We start from the raw sequence: 19,909 nt of genomic DNA, 5'->3' as shown, positions 1-19,909 counted from the left end.
CGCGAGTAGCGGGCCGCCTTACCGCTCAGCATGTCGGGCGATGCTGATCAATGTGACAGCGAGATACGACACTTGTGCGATCAGCAGATACTGCGATGCAATAGGTGCGAGAGGACCTATCGATCTGGCTAGCAAAACGACGAATTACAGACACAAAAAGACCCTGTCCGGGGTCACCGGGCAGGGCAAGGCGCGTGCACTACAGGAATTCGAAGAGGCATGAGAGAAGCCTGATCAGGCGGGCAGATGCCTCGCCAAGTGTCTCTCATGATGTCAGGCAGCGTGTTTACACGACGCCTTGAAGCACATGTTGCGTGGACGGTGCCGTTTGGCCAATGCCTTCGGGATAGGAGGCGGTATTGGGTTCGACAGGACGTTGACTCGCGAGTAGTACAAGACTTAGCAGCAGGCCAGCAGCGAGTAACAAGCGGTTACGCGTGCGACGACGATCGCGCTCAAGCAGTTGGGCAACATGCTCCATTGCCTCACGCTGAATTTCACGTTGACGCTCCGGGTGTATCGCATCATGTGTGGATGCTGTGCTTTCCAATGATGACTGATCGTCGATACGGGCATAGGTCATGGCCGGCTGGCGCACAATGGCGGCATGGTCAGCCATGTGACGTAGCGAGGATGATGCGGGTAGGCGGTGCATCTTCATCCTGGAGTCCTCCCGGGGACATGATCCCGCCATCATGGCGGTCAGTGATCGCAGACTGTCTGATATGGTGTCATTGCAGCGTATGGTATGACGTCTCTCATAATCAAGAGAAAGCAGCTGTGGTTATTTTGGCTGCTCCGTGTTTCTGTCTAGTAAGCATACATCAATAATATGTTTCACAAAATTACAATATCTCACGATTGGTACACGTTTCTGTTTGCGGACCTGAAGAGATCTATCGTTTCAGAGTTTCAGAACGTAAAACGCCCCGGGCGCAAGGCGCTCCGGGGCGTAGATAGTCCACCATGTTGCTGGCGGACAAGGGGGGCTTCGGCTTATTCGGCCGGACGCCCCACCAACGAACGACGTTCTTCGCGGGCTTCTGTCAGAGAGACCTTGATGATGTCACCGAGAGAGTAACGCAGTACATCCTCGATGTTCACGCGGCCTTCCTTGTCATCGATCGCGACCTTCTTGCGATCGCTGTGGATCAGCGGTGCCGGAATGAAGACGCTAGCGCCATTCTCTTCCAGGCGCACACGCATACCACCGCGACGGATATCGATGATCTCACCCAGGAAGATCTGCTGCTCTTCAGCGGCCTTGGTCAGGTAGCGCACGTACAGCCAGTCTTTCACGTCACGCTCCGCCATACGGTTGAGACGACGACGCTCGCTGAGGTGCTCGGTCAGCTGCTCGGTGGCTTCTGCCGGAACTTCCTGGCCAAGAATCACGCGCTTGATCAAGCGGTGGTTGACCATGTCGCCATACTTGCGGATCGGCGAAGTCCAGGTGGCATAGGCTTCAAGGCCAAGGCCAAAGTGCGGGCCCGGCTGAGCAGACATCACGGTATAGCCCTGGAAGCGACGCATGCGCACGTCAAGCCAGGTATCTTCGCGGCTGTCCAGTTCCTGACGAATCAGGCGATAGCCTTCCAGGCTGCCAAGCTGTTCCGGCGTGGCAGTAATATCCTGCCCAGCGAGGAATTCGATGGTGTCGTCGTATTTCTCCGGAGCAAAGCCCTGGTGAACATTGAAGATACCGTGACCGATATGCTTGGAGAGCAGGCGTGCGCAGCTCAGATTCGCAGTGATCATGGATTCTTCGATCATGCGATTACTGATGCGACGATGGTCAGCACGTACGTTGAGTACGTTGCCTTCCTCATCCAATTCGAACTCGAAGTCCGGACGCTCGCGGAAGATCTGGGAGTTGCGTGCACGCCAGGCGATACGTGCCTGAGTAAAGGCTTCCAGCTGGCGAAGACCTTCGGCCAGTTCGTCGTTGGCCGGCGTCCAGCTACCTTCCTTGCCCTCGATCCAGTCTGAGACGTTGTCGTAGGTCAGGCGGTAGTGGGAGCGCATGGTGGCTGCGAAGAACTTCGGCTCAGCGATGACGCCATCGGTATCAATGTCGACGACGCACATCAGCGTGGGACGGTCTTCACCTTCCTTCAGCGAGCACAGATCATCGGACAGAATTTCCGGCAGCATCGTGACGTTCTGACTCGGCAGGTAGACCGTGAAGGAGCGCGTGCGCGCTTCTTCGTCTATCCGGCTGCCTTCCGGCACGTAGGCCGTCGGATCAGCGATGGCAATGCTCAGTGTCCAGCCGCCTTCAGGGCGCTCGACGATGTGCAGCGCATCATCCATATCGCGTGTCTTTTCACCATCGATGGTGAAGAAGGGCACGTGAGTCATGTCTTCGCGAGTCAGGCCTTCTTCCATCAACGGCCAGTCAGTGCCGCCTTCTGGAGAGGCCTGTTCCAGCGCATGACGCGCCAGAGTGACACGCCACGGCACACGCGGGTTGTCCGCGGTGGCGATGACTTCTTCAATTTGAGCGAAGAAGCTGCGGTCATCCTTGCGCATCGGGTGACGCAGCAGACGCGCCACGACCCAATCGCCATCATTGAGGGTTTCCTCATTGATGCCACGCTTCACGCGCGCTTTCATGCGCGTGTTGATGGAGGGATGGTCCGGCATCACGTTCAGGCGGCCATCACGCTTGCCGACACGAGCGACGAAGCGGTCGACACCCGTCTCAATCAGCACTTCCGGCTGTACGGACTTCTTCTCGCCTTCCACCTTGACGGAAGCTTCGACAATATCGCCGTGCAATACCTGCTTCATGGCGGGTGGTGGCACGAAGAAAGACTCGCCATCCTCACATTCGAGGAAGCCGAAGCCCTTGTCGGTGCCTTTGATCACCCCCGTGACACGGGGAATTTCCTGGCGGATTTGATCTTTCAGCTGCGCCAGCAGCGAATTGTTCTGCAGCATTTCGGAAGTTCTGTTGGCGGGGTCAGTGGCTCACTATACGGACATGGGGCATGGGGGGAAAGCCACCAGACGCGGCAACGCCCACGTGGTGTATCTGTGGGCGTTGTCAATGGGGTCTTTAGTCACGAATCCAGCACGTAAAGGCCTGCTTACGACGTGGCGTTGTGATTGGCGAGTAGGTGCTCTACGTGTTGATCACCGTCGAACAGGGTGAATATTGGCGCCTTTCGGTAGCGACCACCAATATCACGTGCCTGCATCAGGCCCAGCAGAAACTCGGCGACATTGGCGCGCGACACCTGCATCTCGTCAGAGGCATCGGCGTTTTCGGTCAGCTTTCCGCTACCGCTGGCATCGGTCAGGCGGCCGGGCTTGACGATGACATGACGCAGGCCGCTCTCGGCGAGGCATAGATCAGCGGCCTTCTTGGCGGCGAAGTAAGCGCGCATCGCTTTCGGGCCGGCCAGCGGTGTCTCGGCGCGGATCGAGCTGACCTGGATCACGCGTGACAGGCCGAACTCGCTGGCCAGATCCGCGGTGCGCATGGCGCCATGGAGGTCAATCGTCAGCGTCTTGTCTGGGCCAGTGTGCGGACCAGAACCCGCCACGAATACTGCCTGATCACAGCCATAGAAAGCTTGGCGCATCTCACCTTCGAGATCCCCGAGTACTGTCTTGATGCCGCGCTCGCGGAACCAACCTTGCTGGTCACTTGAACGGATCATGGCGACCACGGGTTCGCCAGCGGCTTGAGCCTTCTCACATAGCTGACGACCGATCTGGCCATTGGCACCGATGATAAGCGTCTTGCGCATGCTATCTGCTCCTGTCGCGTATTCTCGAAGTGTGGCCGGCGAGGGATGTAATCATCTCCTGTTGACCACGCTGATAGCTATATTCCTGCGGCCACCACTGATGAACTTCAAGGGGCGTATGTGCTCATGAGCGTGCTGGCATTGCCATCGATGCAGGTGTTAACAAGCCTCAGGAGTAAGCATTAAACACGGACGCCGAGGCTATCTCCCGTCGCACAGCCTGCTAGGATGGCGGATATGCATCGGGTCTCATATGCCCGGATAAGGATAAATGACAGCACTGATGACAAGGACGCCCGATGAGCTCAGCAATCTCCTGTGATGATACGCAACCCCATGATCACGCTGGCCCCATTCGTGTAGGTTTGATCGGCTATGGCATGGCAGTGCGCACTTTTCATGCGCCACTGATTGAGGCGACCGAGGGTTTTGAACTTGTCGCACTGTCAACGTCGCGCCCAGAAGTCGCCAAGGGAGAGCGATCGCGGCTGGCGGTTGAAGCGACGCCCGAGGCGCTGATGGCGCGTAACGATATCGACCTGATCATCATCGCCACGCCCAATGAGACTCATGCGCCGTTGGCGAGCGCAGCCTTGGCGGCTGGCAAGCATGTAGTAGTCGACAAGCCTTTCACTGTTACCTTGGCTGAGGGTGAAGCGTTGGCGCGTCAGGCTGAGCAGGCAGGTCGCGTGCTGGCGGTATTTCATAATCGTCGCTTCGATGCTGATTTTCTGACGCTGGCTGAGCTGGTCGAGAACGATACGCTAGGGCATATCACGCATCTTGAATCGCATTTCGATCGCTTCCGCCCAACAGTCCCGAATCGGTGGCGTGAGCAGGCGTTACCCGGCAGTGGCTTATGGTATGACCTCGGGCCACATCTGCTGGATCAGGCGCTATGCCTGTTTGGCGAGCCTGCAGGTATTCATCTACTCCGCCGTACCCAGCGCGACGGTGCAGTGACCGACGACTTCTTCCATGCTGTGCTGGATTACGCCGGGCATGCCCGCCACCCCGGACTGATGGTTGAGCTGCATGCCAGTGCGCTGACCGCAGCACCAACCGCGCGCTTTGCGGCTCATGGTACACGTGGCAGCTATGTCACTTTCGGACTTGATCCTCAGGAAGAGTGTCTCAAGGTTGGTGATTATCCTGCGCGTGATCTCTCTGTTCGTGCTGCACGCCAATGGGGACGTGATCCGCATCCGGGCATGCTAACGGTGCTGGAGCGCATCTCGGAGATAGAAGGGGAGCACCAGAATCGACGCGGCACCGAGACCGTCGAAAACGATGATGAGATATTGGTAGGGCGCTCTCATCAAGGCCGTGATGGAGACTACCCGGCCTGGTACGCACAGCTTCGGGAGTGTATCCGCGGCAGCGGTGCCAATCCGACGTCAGCGACTGAAGCGCTGCGGGTCATGAAGTGGCTGGAGGCAGGCATCGCAAGCGAAGCATGAGCTCTTGAATGACAACCAATGAAAAGCGCGCCTCGATCACTCGAGGCGCGCTTTTCGTTTTGCAGGGTGATCGTTCTTCAGGCCACCTTTCTTTAAGGTCGCTTTCTTTAAGCTCTATCCGTCTTCATGCGCCACCATCGTCCTCGCCCTTATCCGCTTTGCGCAAGCGCGAAAAGAGCTCGGAGCGCAGCTCGCCGATACGCGGTACCTCATCAGCATGGAAGGGGATTGGTCGTAACAATCGCATGGCACGCAGGCCCAGACGAGCGTTCATCAAGCCGCTGCCCAATCCCTGTCCCGCGCGAGTCGACAGTCGCCCTGCCAGATTCATCGACAGCAGATCCATGCTCGCTTCGGCGGCCAATTCACTGGCGCCAGCAAAGGCCATCGAGGCCAGCACTTCCTTGAACAAGCGCAGACGACTGGCGTAGCCCAGCTCCAGGCCATAGAGCTGTGAGAGGCGCTCCATCATGCGCAGGCCGCGCCACGCCACCAGACTCATGTCGACCCAGGTGAGTGGCGATACCGCCACCATCACGGCTGTTTCGCCACTCATGCGCGAAATCAGGCGGCGTGCTTCGCGGTCACGCGGGCCCAACACATGAAAGGCGAATAGCTCGCGCCGTTCCGATTGGGAGTGGTGCGCTTCGCAGGCAGCCCGCCAGGCGCGAATGCCGGCATCATCATTGCTGAGGCCCATCTGACGACGCAGTTGCTCCAGCAGGCTGTCCTGCTGGGTTGCCGACTTGTCTGTAGAGGCATTCTCAGATGTCAGTGTTTCTCCGCGCTGGCCGAAGTCATCCTGTTGATGCTCTTCAAGTTGCTCGCGCAGAGCGACATGTTGGCGCAGATGGCGCAGCTTGAAGAGTTCGCGGGTCACGGCACGTGCGCCTAGTCCGATAGCGCCGAGGCCGAGTAGCCCCCAGGCACCGGCAATCAGGTCACCGCCCATCGCCGCTTGATAGAGTGAATGCCCTGCCTCTACCCCTCCAATCGTCAAGGTGCCCAGCAACAGCCATTTGAGTCCACGATGGCGCGGTCTGGCGTTCAGCGTGGCATCCAAGCCTGGAGTAGCGGGTTCCGGCTCACTGATGGCCAGCGGCTGGCTGCTGGTGTCGGGCGAGAAGTGACGCGCACCGCGTAGTGCCTCAGCTGCACTGGCAGTGTCCGGGTCCTGTGTTGTCGTCTCGCGCTCGGGAGTGGCAGTGGAAAAGCGCTTGCCGGGGCGTGGGTGATGAGCATCACGTGAGGTCTGTGTCATTTCAGGTGATCTCCCAGCAGCCAGTCGAGCACGGCGTCCATACGAATGTGAGGGGGGGCATTGCCTTCAATACGAGGAGGCGCAAAATTCGGGAACTGGAAGTTGCCTTCGTTCCAGAAGGTGGCTTCCGGCAGACGCGAAGGCACTTCGCCGGGAAATAACAGCACGGATTCGCGCGGCGCAGCTGCCGGATCCGCTTCATCCATCGCTAGTAGTTGACCGGCAAGCGCCGGATGACGCTCACCATTCTCGACGACTTCGCGTGCCTCGCTTGAGCGAATGGCAGCAATGGTGAAGGCCTTGAGCGGTACATCTCGGTAGCGCAGGCGCTTGAGCGGATCCGCCAACAGCTGCTCGAGCAGGTCACGCATCGCACCATGCTGCTCTGGTGTGACGTGATCGGCCTTGGTGGCGGCGATGGCCAGCCGATCGATGCGTCGGTCCATCAGGCGCGCCAACAGGTGACGACGGCCATAGGCGAAGCTATCGAACAACTTGTCCAGCGCACGGGTGAGGTCACGGAACGGCGCAGGGCCGGCATTCAGCGCACCGAGTACATCGATCAACACGATCTGGCGATCAAAACGTCGGAAGTGATCATGATAGAAGGGCTGCACCACGTGGCGACGATAGTGATCGAAACGGCGTGCGAGGGTGCGGTAAAGGCTTGCCTCCGGTAGCGCGACCAGCGCCTCGGGCGTCCAGTCGGTCAGCCCTGTGAGCGGGAAGAATTGCAGCACTGGTGCTTCATCAAGTTCTCCCGGTAGCAGAAAGCGACCGGGCGTGAGATCGACAAAGCCCCCTTTGCGACGGGCGGCGTGCAGATAGTCGGTGTAATGCGTGGCGATCTCGGCCAGGCGGTCTTCATCAACCTCGCTGTCGGGTGTCAGAGGTGCCACTGCCGCCAGCCAGTCAGCGGCCCAGTGCGCGCGGTCATCGTTCAGTTGCGTTTCACACTCGGCACTCCAGGTGCTGAAATCCTGCTCCAGCATCGGCAGGTCCAGTAGCCACTCACCGGGATAGTCGATCAGATCCAGTGTCAGCGTGGCGCGTTTGCTGTCGAGCACTCGGGCGGCACGTGAGGTCGGGCGAAAGCCGATCTTGAGACGCAGCTCACTGATGCTGCGTGTTGGCGTCGGCCATTCGGGACCGTGTGGGGTGTGCTGGCCAGAGAGCGAGCGCAATCCGGCGTCCAGCGGAAATCGGGGGATCGAGAGGTCGGGCTGGCTGACACGCTCAGCGCCCAGCAGTCGCCCATCGCGTGCGGCGGGCAATAGCTCTAGACGCGCGCCGAGACCTGCGTGACGCAGTTGCTCGATCAGCGAGACGAGAAAGGCGGTCTTGCCGGCACCGGACAAGCCAGTGACGGCCAGGCGCAGCTGGCGGTCAAGGCCACGCTCCAGCAGGTCATGTGCTTCGCGACCCACATCGCGCGCCAGCTGGCGGGCGTTGCGGGTGATGGAGTTGAACATCAGGGGCTTCCCTATCGGTAAAGGCGTCGGCGCTCAAGATGATCATTGAGCCAAGAACAGCATCGACGGCCGTCATCTTTCTTCTATCAACTCTCTTCTATCTGCGGGCGACGGACACGCAAGGCAAGCTGACGCCATGCCAACAGGCCGATGGGTAGCAGGCAGAGTGGCATCAGCCACTGATTGAGCAGCGCCCAACCGATACTGCTGACCAGTGGTCCCGCCAGTAATGCGGTGATGGCACCGGTAGTGAAGACGAGAAATTCATTGGCGGCCTGGGTGCGGGCTTTTTCGCTCGGCTGGTAACACGTGGTAAGTAAGCTGGTGGCAGGCAGGAAGGTGAAATTCCACCCAATGCCCAACAGGATGAGGCCCAGAAAGAAGCCGGTGGTGCCGCTGAGATATTGTGCTGTGATCAGGCTGGCAAGCAGAAAGACACAGCCACTGACGATCATCGTGCCTGCGCCGAAGCGCGCGGTCAGTCGTCCGGTAAAGAACGACGGCAGGAACATGGCCACGACGTGCCATTGAATGGTGTCAGCGACGTGATCGAAATCGTGTCCGGCAGTCGCCATCGCCAACGGTGTGGCGGTCATGGCCAGATTCATGACGCCATAGCCGACCATGGCACTGAGGACGGCCAGCAGGAAGGTCGGTTGACGCATAATATGGCTGAGTTGACGTGCAGGGACGTCGCTGGACTGTCGGTCTGCCTCGGTGTCCTGTGGCAGACGTATGAACGCCAGCAGCCCCAGTGCCAGGAGATATAGTGCAGCCAGGCCGATGAAGCTACCCAGGAATGGCGTGTCGGCCAGCGTATGGCTGGTGCGGGCCAGCCAAGGGCCGAAGAAGGCAGCCAGTACGCCACCGCCCATGACTAGCCCGATGGCGCGCTCACGTTGCTCAGGCGGTGCAGCTTCCATCGCGGCGAAGCGATAAAGCTGACCGAAGCCAATCCCTATCCCTACCAACCAGGTCGAAAACAGGAATAGCCCAAAGTGCTGAAGTGATAGCGCCAACACTGCGAGTCCCGCTCCCGCCAGGCCACACAGATTGCCGAGCACGAAGCCGCGCCGGCGTCCCAGACGTGCGGTGATCAATGAGGCAGGAATGGTGGCACACATCAGCCCCAGCCACTGGGTGGCGACAGGGGCGGTGGACCAGGTGCTGGAGGCAAGCTGTGCCCCTATCAGCGGGGATACCGCGATCAGCAGGATATTACCGCTGACCAGTAGCGCCTGACACAGTGACAGTAGGGTGACGGCCAGCGGCATGCGGGTACGACCAGCAGGGAAAGGAGTGGGCAGCATGACAGGAGGGCTCCGGCGATGTCAGACGCCTCATGCGCCTGTACGGATTATGCCAGCGCTAGCCTGTCGCACACCATGGTGCTGACCAGACAGGCTATTCATCCAACCAGTCGCGCAGACTGCCGTTGCGTACGCGATGCACGGCATTTTTCAGCTCACCCTTGGCAGTCAGTCGCGAGATGATGCCGGGCAGTGCCTGACGAACCTCATCAACTGACATGCCGGGCGCAAGCTCTGGCGCATAGAGCATTTTGAGCAAAAGATAATCCAACGGGCTTAGCCAGGTATCGGTGCTCAGGTCGTTGAAGACCGAGGGGTACACCTCGCCCGAGTCATTGGGCAGTCCCATGACCTGTGCTGTTTCCTCGATGATGCAATCCACCAGTCGCCCCCTCTGGCGTGCGTAGTCGACTGGAATCAGGATAAGGCCGCTGCTGATGCTGTGGTCTTGCGTGCGCTTGAAGAGCGTCAGGCATACGCCTTCCTGCAGTGCCTTGCGCATGCCCGCAGTACTGACCTGTTTTTTACCCACATACTTGGCAGCTTCACGAGACATATGGTCATGGCTGATAAATGCGACACGTAGATTGGCTTTCTGAGAGGAGTCAACGAAGCTCAGTGGCTGGCCGGTGATCGATGTCAGGTGTTTCAGTTGTACGCGAGCAAGTTGATGTTGCAGGCGCGTATTCCCAAGCTGGGAATCGATTTTCACCCTGAGGGGGACCTGCCAGCGGACCAAGGGCTCCGACTTGCCGGGACGATATTCACGCTTGAGTGCCACCTCCATGAAGCTCTGGATCAGTACGTCAGAACGCTGCCAGCGTTCAGCGGCTTGACTGTTGGTGGCTGCCAGCAAGATGGCCAATAGCACGAGCCATAGTTGCCAGCGCATGTAGAGCGGAACGAGGGCGAGGCGTGACAGAAAGGGCATGAACAGACTCTTTGCTGTTTAGGGGAGCTTGCAGCATGCCTCAAACGGACTCCTGAAACACGATGCCCCGCATGTCTGAAGAGACACTGCGGGGCATCGACGCATTAGCTGACGATGTCGTGAGAAACGTCAGTGTGAAGCGGGCCTCAGCGTTAGATAAAGGCCAGATAGATGGCGATCACCAGCACGACGAGGATCAACGCACAGACCTTGGCACCTTTCCAAGGTGTCATGTCGATGGCCCCCACATCCTGCTGAACCCACGGTTCATCACGCGGCGCCAGCTTGCCGATGATCAACATCATCGCGATCAGCAGTACAAACACCAGTCCGACGAAGTGGAATTCGTGAATATTCTCCAATACGCCCGAGAATGCCGGTACGAAGTAAACCACGCCAATCACGATACAACCGATGAACAGCGCCAGATTGGCAGCAACCGTCGGCACGCGACGTGTCAGCAGGCCCATCAGGACGACGGCAAAGATCGGGATAAAGTAGATGGCGTTCATTTTCTGCAGGTAACCGAACAAGCTTTCCTGGCCAGCCAGTAGTGGTGCCAGTGTCATCGAGGAAATCGCCAGTACCCAGCCAAAGCCCTTGGAGATCTTGACCACTTCTGCGTCGGTGGCATTGGGGCGCAGGTGTGCCTTGTAGATGCCGGTTGAGAACAGTGTGGTGGTCGCATTCAGTGCCGAGTTGAAGGACGACAAAATGGCACCGACCATGGCGGCCGCGAAGAAGCCGGTCAACGGTGCTGGCAGCACGTCAAACACCAATTGACCGTAAGCGCTATCGGCCTTGACGCCGGAAGAAGCGTACAGGTGGTAGGCGATGATGCCTGGAATCACTAGATACAATGGGCCTAGCAGCTTGAGGGCACCGGTCAGCAAGACGCCTTTCTGGCCTTCGGCGAGTGTCTTGGCTGCGAAGGTGCGCTGGATGATCTGCTGGTTGGTACACCAGTAGAAGAAGTTGATGATCATCACGCCGGTAAACAGGGTCGAGAAGGGTACGGATTGGTCATCGCTACCCATGGAGTTGAATTTCTCCGGGTTGGCAGCGGTCAGGGTGTCCCAGCCGGCCATGACACCCTGGCCGTCGCTGACGGCATTCAGACCGAAATAGACGATCAACATGCCGCCGATCAGCAGACCCACACCGTTCAGGGTGTCGGAGATGGCGATCGAGCGCATGCCGCCGAATAGAGCGTAGATAGAACCGATGATGCCAACGACCCAGATGGTGATCCATAGTAGTGCATTGGGTGAGGTAATCCCCGTCAGAGTGGGGAGGTCGAGCATGCCCTTCAGGCCGATGGCGCCGGAATAGAGAATGATCGGCAGCAGAATCACGGCATAGGCGAACAGGAAGATCAGGTTGGTGATCAGTTCGGTGCTACGGCCATAACGCAAGGCGAGCAGTTCCGGCAGGGTGGTGATACCACTCTTCAGGAAGCGAGGCAGGAAGAACATCGCCATCACGACCATTGCGATGACGGCCATGACTTCCCACGCCATGACAGACAGGCCATCGGTAAAGGCGGCACCGTTCAAGCCGACCATCTGCTCGGTAGAAAGGTTGGTCATCAGCAAGGAGCCCGCAATCAGCGGGAAGGTCAGGCTGCGCCCGGCTAGAAAGTAACCGGTGGAGTGCGAGGTATCATCACGGTGCGTCCACCACCAGGTCAGAAGTGCGACCAGGCCAGTAAAGAACACGAATGATATGAGTGTCAGGGCATGCATGAGAGAGGGTTCCTTGATGCCAGGCTGTTACAACGCAATGCGTTGAAATCATCGCCAGCTAGGCAGTGTCTATGCAATGCACACAGCAGGCTGTGCCATCGTCCTTGAAGAGACTCACCGGTAACATTTACGGTAAGTCTGGCGATAGTGTAGGCATCTGCTGTGATCTCGCTATCCACCATTTGTAGATAATACGTTGGTTTCATACTGATATTTCCCGCGAGATCAGCGTTTGAAGCGCTCCTGCTGCGCTTTCTTATAAGACTTTTGGGGTGTGGTGGGTGACGAAGCTACGGATGTTTACGGAAAAACGCGCCTGCATCGCGGACTCAATAGTGGATAACCATCATGTGACTAACGACAGCGCCCGCCATCGGCAAAGATGGCGGGGCGCTGAAGGTGGTGTTCATGTCGCTGGAGTGGCTGTACTCGCTCCGTTAGCCAGCGAACGCCAGATAGATGGCCATGACCAGTATCAACAGAACGACACTGGCAACACGGGTGCCCGCCCAAGGTGTCATGTCGATGGCGCCGACATCCTTTTGAATCCACGGCTCGGCGCGCGGTGCCAGCTTGCCGATCACCATCATCATCGCTATCAGCACGACCAGCACGATAGCGATGAAGTGGAAGTTGTGTACCGCTTCCACCATGTCGGCCAGAGATGGCACGAAGTAGAACAGGCCGATGATCAAACAGCCCAGCACCAACGCCAGATTGGCGGCGATCGCTGGTACGCGCTTGGAGATCAGGCCAACCACGATCACCGACAGCAGCGGGATGTAGTAGATGGAGTTCACTTTCTGCACATAGACGAACAGGCTCTCCTGGGTCGCCAGCAGGGGTGCAATGACCATCGCTGATGCTGCCATGATCCAACCGGCCCACTTGGATATCTTCACGACCTGTGCATCCGTGGCATCGCGATTGATACGCGCCTTGTAGACATCGAGACTGAACAGTGTGGCGGTAGAGTTGAGCGCCGAGTTGAAGGACGACAGGATCGCGCCGACCATCGCTGCGGCGAAGAAGCCGGTCAATGGTGCTGGCAGTACATCGAAGACCAGGCGGCCATAAGCGGCATCCGCCTTGATGCCATCACCTGAATACAGCTGGAAGGCGATGATGCCTGGCAGTACCAGATATAGCGGGCCGAGCAACTTGAGCGTGCCGGTCAGCAGCACGCCTTTCTGGCCTTCGGCGAGCGTCTTGGCGGCAAAGGTGCGCTGAATGATCTGCTGGTTGGTGCACCAGTAGAACATGTTGAGCAGTAGTACCCCGGTGAAGAGGGTCGAGATGGGAACTGACTGATCGTCGCTGCCCAGTGAATTGAGCTTCTCTGGATGCGTTTCCCGGATGATATCCCAGCCAGCAAGAATGCCATTGCCGTCACTGACGCGATCCAGCCCGAAGTAGACGATGATCATGCCGCCGATCAACAGCCCGATGCCGTTCAAGGTATCGGAGATGGCGATGGAGCGCAGACCGCCGAACAGGGCGTAGATGGCGCCGGCAATGCCGACCACGATCACGGTGCCGGTCAGCAACACCATCTGTGAGTCGATGCCGGTCAGGGCACGCAAGTCCAGTACTCCCATCAAGCCCAGAGCACCAGAATAGAGAATGCTCGGCAGCAGGATGATGGCGTAAGCGAGCATGAAGATCATGTTCGCCAATAGCTGTGTGGTGCGATCAAAGCGCAGTGCCAGCAGCTCCGGCAGGGTGGTGATGCCGCTCTTGAGGAAGCGTGGCAGAAAGAACATCGCCATCGCGACCAATGAGACCACGGCCACCACTTCCCAGGCCATCACGGAGAGGCCGTCGGTGAAGGCGGCGCCGTTGAGGCCGACCATCTGTTCGGTGGAGAGATTGGTCATCAGCAGGGAGCCTGCGATGATCGGGAAGGTCAGGCTGCGGCCTGCTAGAAAGTAGCCAGCGGAATGCTGGGTATCATCACGTCGGGTCAGCCACCAGGTGATCACGGCGACCAGCCCCGTGAAGAACACGAAGGAGCTCAGAGTGAGGGCGTTCATGGCGTTATCCTTGTTGAACAACAGGGCTCGGAGGCCTGCTTGCTCAGCTGCCATCACTTGCATGACTCACCCCACCGTTGGCGCGCGGCATCTCGAGGTGAGCTGTCAGTGATCGACATCTAGAGTGCCGGTCAGTGTCAAATAAATGGGCCGTATCCACCATTGACAATTTGTCTGACATTTTTATGCAATTGTCTGAATTTTCCAAACATAGCTTCTGACGATAGCGCTTGAAGCTGAAGATAAGACCTATCGATTGGGTCAAGACACGAATGCCCCATGTCTCTACGAACCGCATTGGCGGCGAGAGGAGACATGGGGCATTGCACAGCATTCAGGCATTCGGTGTCAGGTTAGCTGACGGGAGTCGCGCTGATGATCAAGCCGTGACGTCAGTCGGTGCCAGTACCTTCTGATACAGCGATGCGCCGTGAATGTCTTTCAGAGTCACGGTGAGCGCCTTGCTCTCAGGGTCGAGATCGACCTGACCGAAGAACTGGAAGCCTTCGCTGGGTGACATGTTGGCGCGGCCCTCTGGCGGTGCCTTCACGAATTCAAGCTTGGGGCCGAAGGTGTTGTCCAGCTCGCCCGGGCCGTAGGTGCCGGCATGAATCGGGCCGCTGACGAATTCCCAGAACGGTGTGAAGTCCTTGAACACGGCGCGCTCTGGTGAGTAGTGATGGGCGGCGGTGTAGTGCACGTCTGCGGTCAGCCATACTAGATTCTGGATATCGTGATCACGCACGAACTTCAACAGTTCGGCGATATCCTGTTCACGTCCCAGCACCTCGCCATCGCCATTGGCGCCGTTCTCGAAGTTATCGCCATCACGTACCAGCAGGCCAATCGGCATGTCAGAGGCGATGATCTTCCAGGTGGCGGTGCTGGCTTTGAGTGACTGCTTGAGCCAGGCCAGCTGATCACGACCGAGGAAGTCGGTTTCCGGCCCGCGGCCCGACTGGCGATTGGCAGAGTTGGCGCCGCGGAAGCTACGCATGTCGAGCATGAACATCTCAAGATCGGGACCGAAACCGAAGTTGCGATAGATGCGCTCCGGTGCGCTGGGGCCAGTGCGCAGTGGCATGTTCTCGAGGAAGGCGCGGCGCGCATTGGCAGACAGTACATCGACATTTTTTTTCTGTGTAGCGGTCATCCTCGAGAATTTCGCCGGGGTACCAGTTGTTGGTGGTTTCGTGGTCATCCCATTGGGCAAACATCGGCACTTCGGCATTGAAGCGGCGCAGGTTGTCGTCCATCAGGTTGTAGGCGTACTGACCGCGGTATTCCTCGAGTGTCTCGGCGACCTTTGACTTGGCCGGCGTGACAATATTGCGCCACTCACTGCCGTCATGTTGGGTGACGCGCTCTTCCAGCGGGCCATCGGCATAGATGGTGTCGCCGGAGTGCAGGAAGAAGTCCGGTTTGGCCTGACGCATGGTTTCGTAGAGACGCAGGCCACCAAAATCGGGATTGATGCCCCAGCCTTGACCGACCGTATCGCCAGACCATACGAAGCGCAGCGCACGCGGTTTCTGAGCACTCGGCGGCAGGATCAAGCGGCCAGAGGTCGCCTCGCTGATGGCCTTGTGATCGTCAAGCGCCGCGTAGCGGACCCGGTAGAACACCTCACCGCTGGCATTGGCGCGCGTACCGATACGGGTCAGATCGAGCTTCGAGGTCAGGCCATCAGCAGGCAGAGCGGCGGGCCCCTGCATCTGGAAGGCACCGCGCATCTCGGCGTTATCGGCCAGTTCGATCAGCATGCGTGCGGGCTTGTCGGTCTGGCTCCACAGCATCGCGCGGCTGGCGGTGACATCACCGCTCATTACTCCTGACGGCATCTTGGGGCGACGGCCTTCCGCCATCACGATGGACGGCGCGCTCAGCAGGCCTGTCGTGGCCATCAGTCCGAACCCCGCGCTTGCAGGCCACGGCCCAGTAGTTTGCGCCGATCCATGCGCGAGGGCTCACCCGAGATAACAGCCGAGGACGTGGAGGTTTCGGACGAGCGTGACGCATTGCGGCTGCGCGGCAGGAATAAGTCAGACAGGCGGCGGGACATGTAAGCTTCCTTGTTATCAATCAGACGTCAGGAGAGCAGCGGGCGGTGCTCTTGAGAGTCGCTACTGTCGCTGCTCAAGATGACGAGAAGGTGTCAGTGCCATGATGATGTGTAGTAGTTGAAGGAGGCCGAGCGACACCAAGGTGTCGTCTGTCGTTGCAGATAGCCCTGTGGGCTATCTTCTTTTCCATGCTGTTGATGATCCCGTGAGTGTTGATGAACGTGCTGATGAGCCTGCAGGAGGCTGCATGTCGAAATCCCGAGTTACCCCCACATCTGCCGTTTCAGTTGCAGCGTCGGCACAGAGCGTGCAGTTAATGGCGGAGTGTCACGAAGAAGCACGCGGCATATTGGAATTCTGGTTCGTCGAACTGGCAGCCAGAGATTGGTTTCGCAAGAGTGAGACGTTGGATGCCACGATTCGCCAGCGCTTTGAGGAGTGTCTGCAGCGTGCGCTGGCATGTGAGTTATGGGAGTGGCGCGTGACACCCGGTGGACGTCTGGCGGAGATCCTCGTGCTGGATCAGTTCTCGCGCAATATTCATCGTGATACGCCCGGCGCCTTTGAGGGAGATACGCTGGCCTTGGCGCTCTCTCAGCAGGCGGTAATCGAGGGGGATCTTGAGCAACTGCCGGTGGCCTGGCAGCCCTTCGTGATCATGCCGTGGATGCATAGCGAATCGGTGGCGATCCATGATCGGGCAGAAGCCTTGTTCGATCGGCCCGGGCTTGAAAAAACATTGCGCTTTGAGCGCCATCATGCGGACATCGTGCGTAGATTTGGCCGCTATCCGCATCGCAACGCCATTCTAGGGCGGACGTCCAGTGCTGAGGAGGTCGCCTTCCTGCAGCAACCCGGCTCCTCGTTTTGAAGAGTTGTGATGTCCCCCCTTTTTTTTCGACGCGTTCGTCTCCAAGAAATAGGTAATGCTAAATCAAAGCTGTTTCATCATCAGGAGGTATTGAACTATGGGCATCATTCTCGGTTTGATTATTGGCGGTCTGGCGGGCTGGATCGCGGGCAACATCATGCGTGGTGGCAGTTTCGGCATTCTCGGCAACATCGTGGTTGGTGTGGTCGGTGGTCTGCTTGGTAGCGTGTTGTTCAAACTGCTGGGACTGGCCTCTACCGGCATCATTGGCTCACTGGTGGTCTCGGTCGTCGGGGCAGTGGTGTTGCTCTGGATTGTCTCGAAGGTCAAATCCAAGGCCTGAAGTTCGTGAATTCGTTCACCGAGTAACAGATTTATGCCCACTGCTACATCGAAGCAGTGGGGTGAAGTACCACCAGACGGCACAGGGCTCAGACCATGTCCCTGCTGTTTGGCCTGTTGGAAAGTCCGTCGCCAGCAGAGCGGCGGGTTGCAGATCTAGCGAAAACAGGAGTGTTTTAGCATGGCGAGCAACCAGCAGAATCCTTCCTCTCATGACAAGCCGCAGAGTGATCCGCAAGACGAGCAGCAGTGTCCACATCATGCTGGTCAGAATCCGGATCAAACGACGGACAATCCTTATACCTACTCGAACCGCAATGGGCCGCATGACACCAAGCCCAATGCAGGTGACGGCCAGGCCAAGGATGAGAATCTCGAGACCTTCCGCTCGGATGCTGAAGGTCACGATCTGCGCACCAACCAAGGGCTGCGCATCGCGGACAACCACAACTCGCTGAAAGCGGGTGAGCGTGGTCCGACGCTGATGGAGGACTTCATCTTCCGCGAGAAGATGAATCACTTCGATAACGAGCGCATTCCGGAGCGCATCGTGCACGCGCGAGGTTCCGCGGCACACGGTTATTTCCAGGCTTATGACAACGCTGCGCAGTACTCCAAGGCGGGCGTGTTTCATGATCCGTCGAAGAAGACGCCCGTCTTCGTGCGCTTTTCCACCGTGCAGGGTGCGCGTGGCTCCAACGACACCGTGCGCGATGTCCGTGGCTTCGCGACCAAGTTCTATACCGACGACGGCAACTGGGATCTGGTCGGCAACGACATCCCAGTGTTCTTCATTCAGGACGCGATGAAGTTCCCCGACTTCGTTCACGCAGTGAAGCCGGAACCGCACAACGAGATCCCCCAAGGCAGTCGGCGCACGATACCTTCTGGGACTTCGTCTCCTTGATGCCGGAAACCACGCATACCGTACTGTGGACCATGTCGGACCGCGCTTTCCCGCGTCATTTCCGCAACATGGAAGGCTTTGGCGTGCATACCTTCCGGCTGATTGATCGTGAGGGCACTTCACGCTTCGTGAAGTTCCACTGGAAGCCGGTGGCGGGCACCTGTTCGCTGATCTGGGATGAAGCCCAGAAGCTGTGGGGGCGTGATCCGGATTTCAATCGTCGCATGATGTGGGACGACATCAAGAATGGCGCCGCGCTGGAATGGGAGCTGGGTATCCAGGTTGTCGAAGAGAAGGATGAACACAGTTTCGACTTCGATATTCTCGATCCGACCAAGTTGATCCCGGAATCGCTGGTGCCTGTCGTACCGATCGGCAAGATGGTGCTGGACCGCAACCCGGACAATTTCTTCGCGGAAACCGAACAGGTCGCATTCAATCCAGCCAATATCGTGCCGGGTATCGACTTCTCCAACGACCCGCTGTTGCAGGGGCGTCTGTTCTCCTATCTCGATACCCAGATGTTGCGTCTCGGTGGGCCGAACTTTCACGAGATTCCCATCAACCAGCCGGTCTGCCCGTTCCACAACAATCAGCGTGATGCCCAGCATCGCCAGACCATCAATACGGGGCAGGCATCCTACGAGCCCAACTCCATCGATGGTGGCTGGCCGTCCGAGACACCGCCGTCTGATGACGCACATGGTGGCTTCGAGCCACACCATGAGCGCATTGAAGCCCACAAGGTGCGTGCGCGCAGTGAGTCCTTCGGCGATCACTATTCCCAGGCCACGCTGTTCTGGAACAGCCAGACGGATGTCGAGAAGGAACACATCATTGCCGCCTATACCTTCGAGCTTTCCAAGGTCGAGCGTCCGTGGATTCGTGAGCGAGTGATCACTGAGATCCTGCCCAATATCGATCTGGAGCTGGCGCGTCGCGTAGGGGAAAACCACGGGTGGCCACCCCGACAGCCAAGCCGGCGCCCGCGGGTGAGCTGGGCAGCAGCCAGGTGGAAAGTGATTCAGCCCTCAGCTTGATGGCTCGCCTGCCGGACTCCATCGCCACGCGCAAGGTTGCCATCCTCGCGGCGAATGGTGTCGCGGTCGAGGACGTCAATGGCATCAAGAAGCAGTTGGCCGATGAAGGGGCCGAGGGGCTGTTGATCGCGCCCAGCATGGCGCCGATCAAGGCTCTGGACGGCAGCATGCTGTCGCCGGATGCGATGCTCAATGGCATGCCGTCGGTCACGGTGGACGCCGTGGTCGTCGCTGGTGGCGAAGGCAGTGTCAAGGCGCTGAGCGCTTCAGGGCTCGGGCTCTACTATGTTCAGGAAGCCTACAAGCATCTCAAGCCGATTCTGGCCATTTCAGAAGGCCGTGAACTGCTGGCCAAGGCCGGTATCCCGGAAGAAGAGGGTGTCATCCTGGTGGATGAGGTCCTGGCGGTCAGCCTGCCGCTTCGCGATGCGCTGCTGTCTCATCGTGTCTGGGATCGCGATACGAGAGCCAACCAGATGCCTGCCTGATGTTGGCGCCATTTTGTTGGCTAGACAGGTGACCGTCACGTTACCTTCACATAACGCCCTGTACCTTTGGTCAGGGTGTTTCTTGTGCTCGCTCACCAAGATTTCTGATAGCCCTGCATTATTGAACGCATGCGGGTAATTGATTATCTCTTGTCTCGTCTACTGGCTAAAATGAACAGGTATCAAAGGGGTCATGCGCAAGCACACTGCCGGGCAGGTCGTCTTGGC

At 58.4% G+C, this 19,909-nt stretch carries 17 protein-coding genes; 6 read left to right on the top strand and 11 right to left on the bottom strand.

Annotated features, from left to right (window positions below):
- Positions 1 to 286: 286 nt before the first annotated feature.
- The 3 genes from BF12_RS0111640 to BF12_RS0111630 all read right to left on the bottom strand — a co-directional run bounded on the left by BF12_RS0111640 (position 287) and on the right by BF12_RS0111630 (position 3,758).
- The gene (locus BF12_RS0111640) at positions 287 to 661 is read right to left on the bottom strand and encodes a hypothetical protein (RefSeq protein WP_024952433.1); all 375 of its coding nucleotides are present in this window, start codon (positions 659 to 661) and stop codon (positions 287 to 289) included.
- Positions 662 to 996: 335 nt separating this feature from the next.
- The gene (locus tag BF12_RS0111635) at positions 997 to 2,943 is read right to left on the bottom strand and encodes an exoribonuclease II (RefSeq protein ID WP_024952432.1); all 1,947 of its coding nucleotides are present in this window, start codon (positions 2,941 to 2,943) and stop codon (positions 997 to 999) included.
- A gap of 149 nt (positions 2,944 to 3,092) precedes the next feature.
- On the bottom strand, positions 3,093 to 3,758 hold the full coding sequence (locus BF12_RS0111630) for an NAD(P)H-binding protein (protein WP_024952431.1): 666 nt from the start codon (positions 3,756 to 3,758) through the stop codon (positions 3,093 to 3,095).
- A 299-nt stretch (positions 3,759 to 4,057) separates the two neighbouring features.
- Here BF12_RS0111630 and BF12_RS19810 point away from each other — a divergent pair, with 299 nt between their 5' ends.
- Complete coding sequence (locus tag BF12_RS19810) at positions 4,058 to 5,218, top strand: oxidoreductase (RefSeq protein WP_051510948.1); 1,161 nt, start codon at positions 4,058 to 4,060, stop codon at positions 5,216 to 5,218.
- A 124-nt stretch (positions 5,219 to 5,342) separates the two neighbouring features.
- Here BF12_RS19810 and BF12_RS0111620 read toward each other — a convergent pair whose 3' ends face one another.
- The 8 genes from BF12_RS0111620 to BF12_RS23145 all read right to left on the bottom strand — a co-directional run bounded on the left by BF12_RS0111620 (position 5,343) and on the right by BF12_RS23145 (position 15,874).
- The gene (locus tag BF12_RS0111620) at positions 5,343 to 6,479 is read right to left on the bottom strand and encodes a TIGR01620 family protein (RefSeq protein ID WP_024952430.1); all 1,137 of its coding nucleotides are present in this window, start codon (positions 6,477 to 6,479) and stop codon (positions 5,343 to 5,345) included.
- Positions 6,476 to 7,918 carry a YcjX family GTP-binding protein gene (locus tag BF12_RS0111615; protein WP_024952429.1) on the bottom strand — a complete coding sequence of 481 codons (1,443 nt, stop codon included), beginning with the start codon at positions 7,916 to 7,918 and terminating at the stop codon, positions 6,476 to 6,478. Before BF12_RS0111615 ends, BF12_RS0111620 begins: the two co-directional genes overlap by 4 nt.
- Positions 7,919 to 8,037: 119 nt before the next feature.
- On the bottom strand, positions 8,038 to 9,225 hold the full coding sequence (locus tag BF12_RS0111610) for an MFS transporter (RefSeq protein ID WP_024952428.1): 1,188 nt from the start codon (positions 9,223 to 9,225) through the stop codon (positions 8,038 to 8,040).
- Positions 9,226 to 9,355: 130 nt separating this feature from the next.
- On the bottom strand, positions 9,356 to 10,192 hold the full coding sequence (locus BF12_RS0111605; protein ID WP_051510946.1) for a DUF2927 domain-containing protein: 837 nt from the start codon (positions 10,190 to 10,192) through the stop codon (positions 9,356 to 9,358).
- A 152-nt stretch (positions 10,193 to 10,344) separates the two neighbouring features.
- A complete protein-coding gene (locus BF12_RS0111600; protein WP_024952426.1) occupies positions 10,345 to 11,937 on the bottom strand; it encodes a solute:sodium symporter family transporter in 1,593 nt (530 codons plus the stop codon).
- A gap of 437 nt (positions 11,938 to 12,374) precedes the next feature.
- Positions 12,375 to 13,970: a solute:sodium symporter family transporter gene (locus BF12_RS0111595; protein ID WP_024952425.1), complete on the bottom strand. Its 1,596-nt coding sequence runs from the start codon at positions 13,968 to 13,970 to the stop codon at positions 12,375 to 12,377.
- Between the two features lie 379 nt (positions 13,971 to 14,349).
- Positions 14,350 to 15,090: an alkaline phosphatase D family protein gene (locus BF12_RS23150; protein WP_282705495.1), complete on the bottom strand. Its 741-nt coding sequence runs from the start codon at positions 15,088 to 15,090 to the stop codon at positions 14,350 to 14,352.
- Positions 14,984 to 15,874 carry an alkaline phosphatase D family protein gene (locus BF12_RS23145; RefSeq protein WP_282705494.1) on the bottom strand — a complete coding sequence of 297 codons (891 nt, stop codon included), beginning with the start codon at positions 15,872 to 15,874 and terminating at the stop codon, positions 14,984 to 14,986. The genes BF12_RS23150 and BF12_RS23145 overlap by 107 nt, the downstream gene beginning before the upstream one ends.
- Before the next feature lie 406 nt (positions 15,875 to 16,280).
- On the opposite strand from BF12_RS23145, the gene BF12_RS0111580 reads away from it, so the two are divergent.
- The 5 genes from BF12_RS0111580 to BF12_RS22880 all read left to right on the top strand — a co-directional run bounded on the left by BF12_RS0111580 (position 16,281) and on the right by BF12_RS22880 (position 19,681).
- On the top strand, positions 16,281 to 16,904 hold the full coding sequence (locus tag BF12_RS0111580; protein ID WP_345917406.1) for a DUF924 family protein: 624 nt from the start codon (positions 16,281 to 16,283) through the stop codon (positions 16,902 to 16,904).
- Positions 16,905 to 17,001: 97 nt separating this feature from the next.
- Positions 17,002 to 17,247, top strand: a complete 246-nt coding sequence (locus BF12_RS0111575) for a GlsB/YeaQ/YmgE family stress response membrane protein (RefSeq protein WP_024952423.1) — start codon at positions 17,002 to 17,004, stop codon at positions 17,245 to 17,247.
- Positions 17,248 to 17,427: 180 nt separating this feature from the next.
- Positions 17,428 to 18,153 carry a catalase gene (locus tag BF12_RS22890; RefSeq protein WP_248623687.1) on the top strand — a complete coding sequence of 242 codons (726 nt, stop codon included), beginning with the start codon at positions 17,428 to 17,430 and terminating at the stop codon, positions 18,151 to 18,153.
- On the top strand, positions 18,153 to 19,193 hold the full coding sequence (locus BF12_RS22885; RefSeq protein ID WP_248623688.1) for a catalase: 1,041 nt from the start codon (positions 18,153 to 18,155) through the stop codon (positions 19,191 to 19,193). Before BF12_RS22890 ends, BF12_RS22885 begins: the two co-directional genes overlap by 1 nt.
- Entirely contained in the window at positions 19,112 to 19,681 is a 570-nt protein-coding gene (locus BF12_RS22880; protein ID WP_248623686.1) for a DJ-1/PfpI family protein, read from the top strand. The genes BF12_RS22885 and BF12_RS22880 overlap by 82 nt, the downstream gene beginning before the upstream one ends.
- The last annotated feature ends 228 nt before the right edge of the window (positions 19,682 to 19,909 follow it).

The sequence above is a fragment of the Cobetia crustatorum genome (genome assembly GCF_000591415.1).
GTDB lineage: Bacteria > Pseudomonadota > Gammaproteobacteria > Pseudomonadales > Halomonadaceae > Cobetia > Cobetia crustatorum.
The sequence above is the reverse complement of the archived record's forward strand: the minus strand, read 5'-3'. Positions and strand labels throughout refer to the sequence as shown.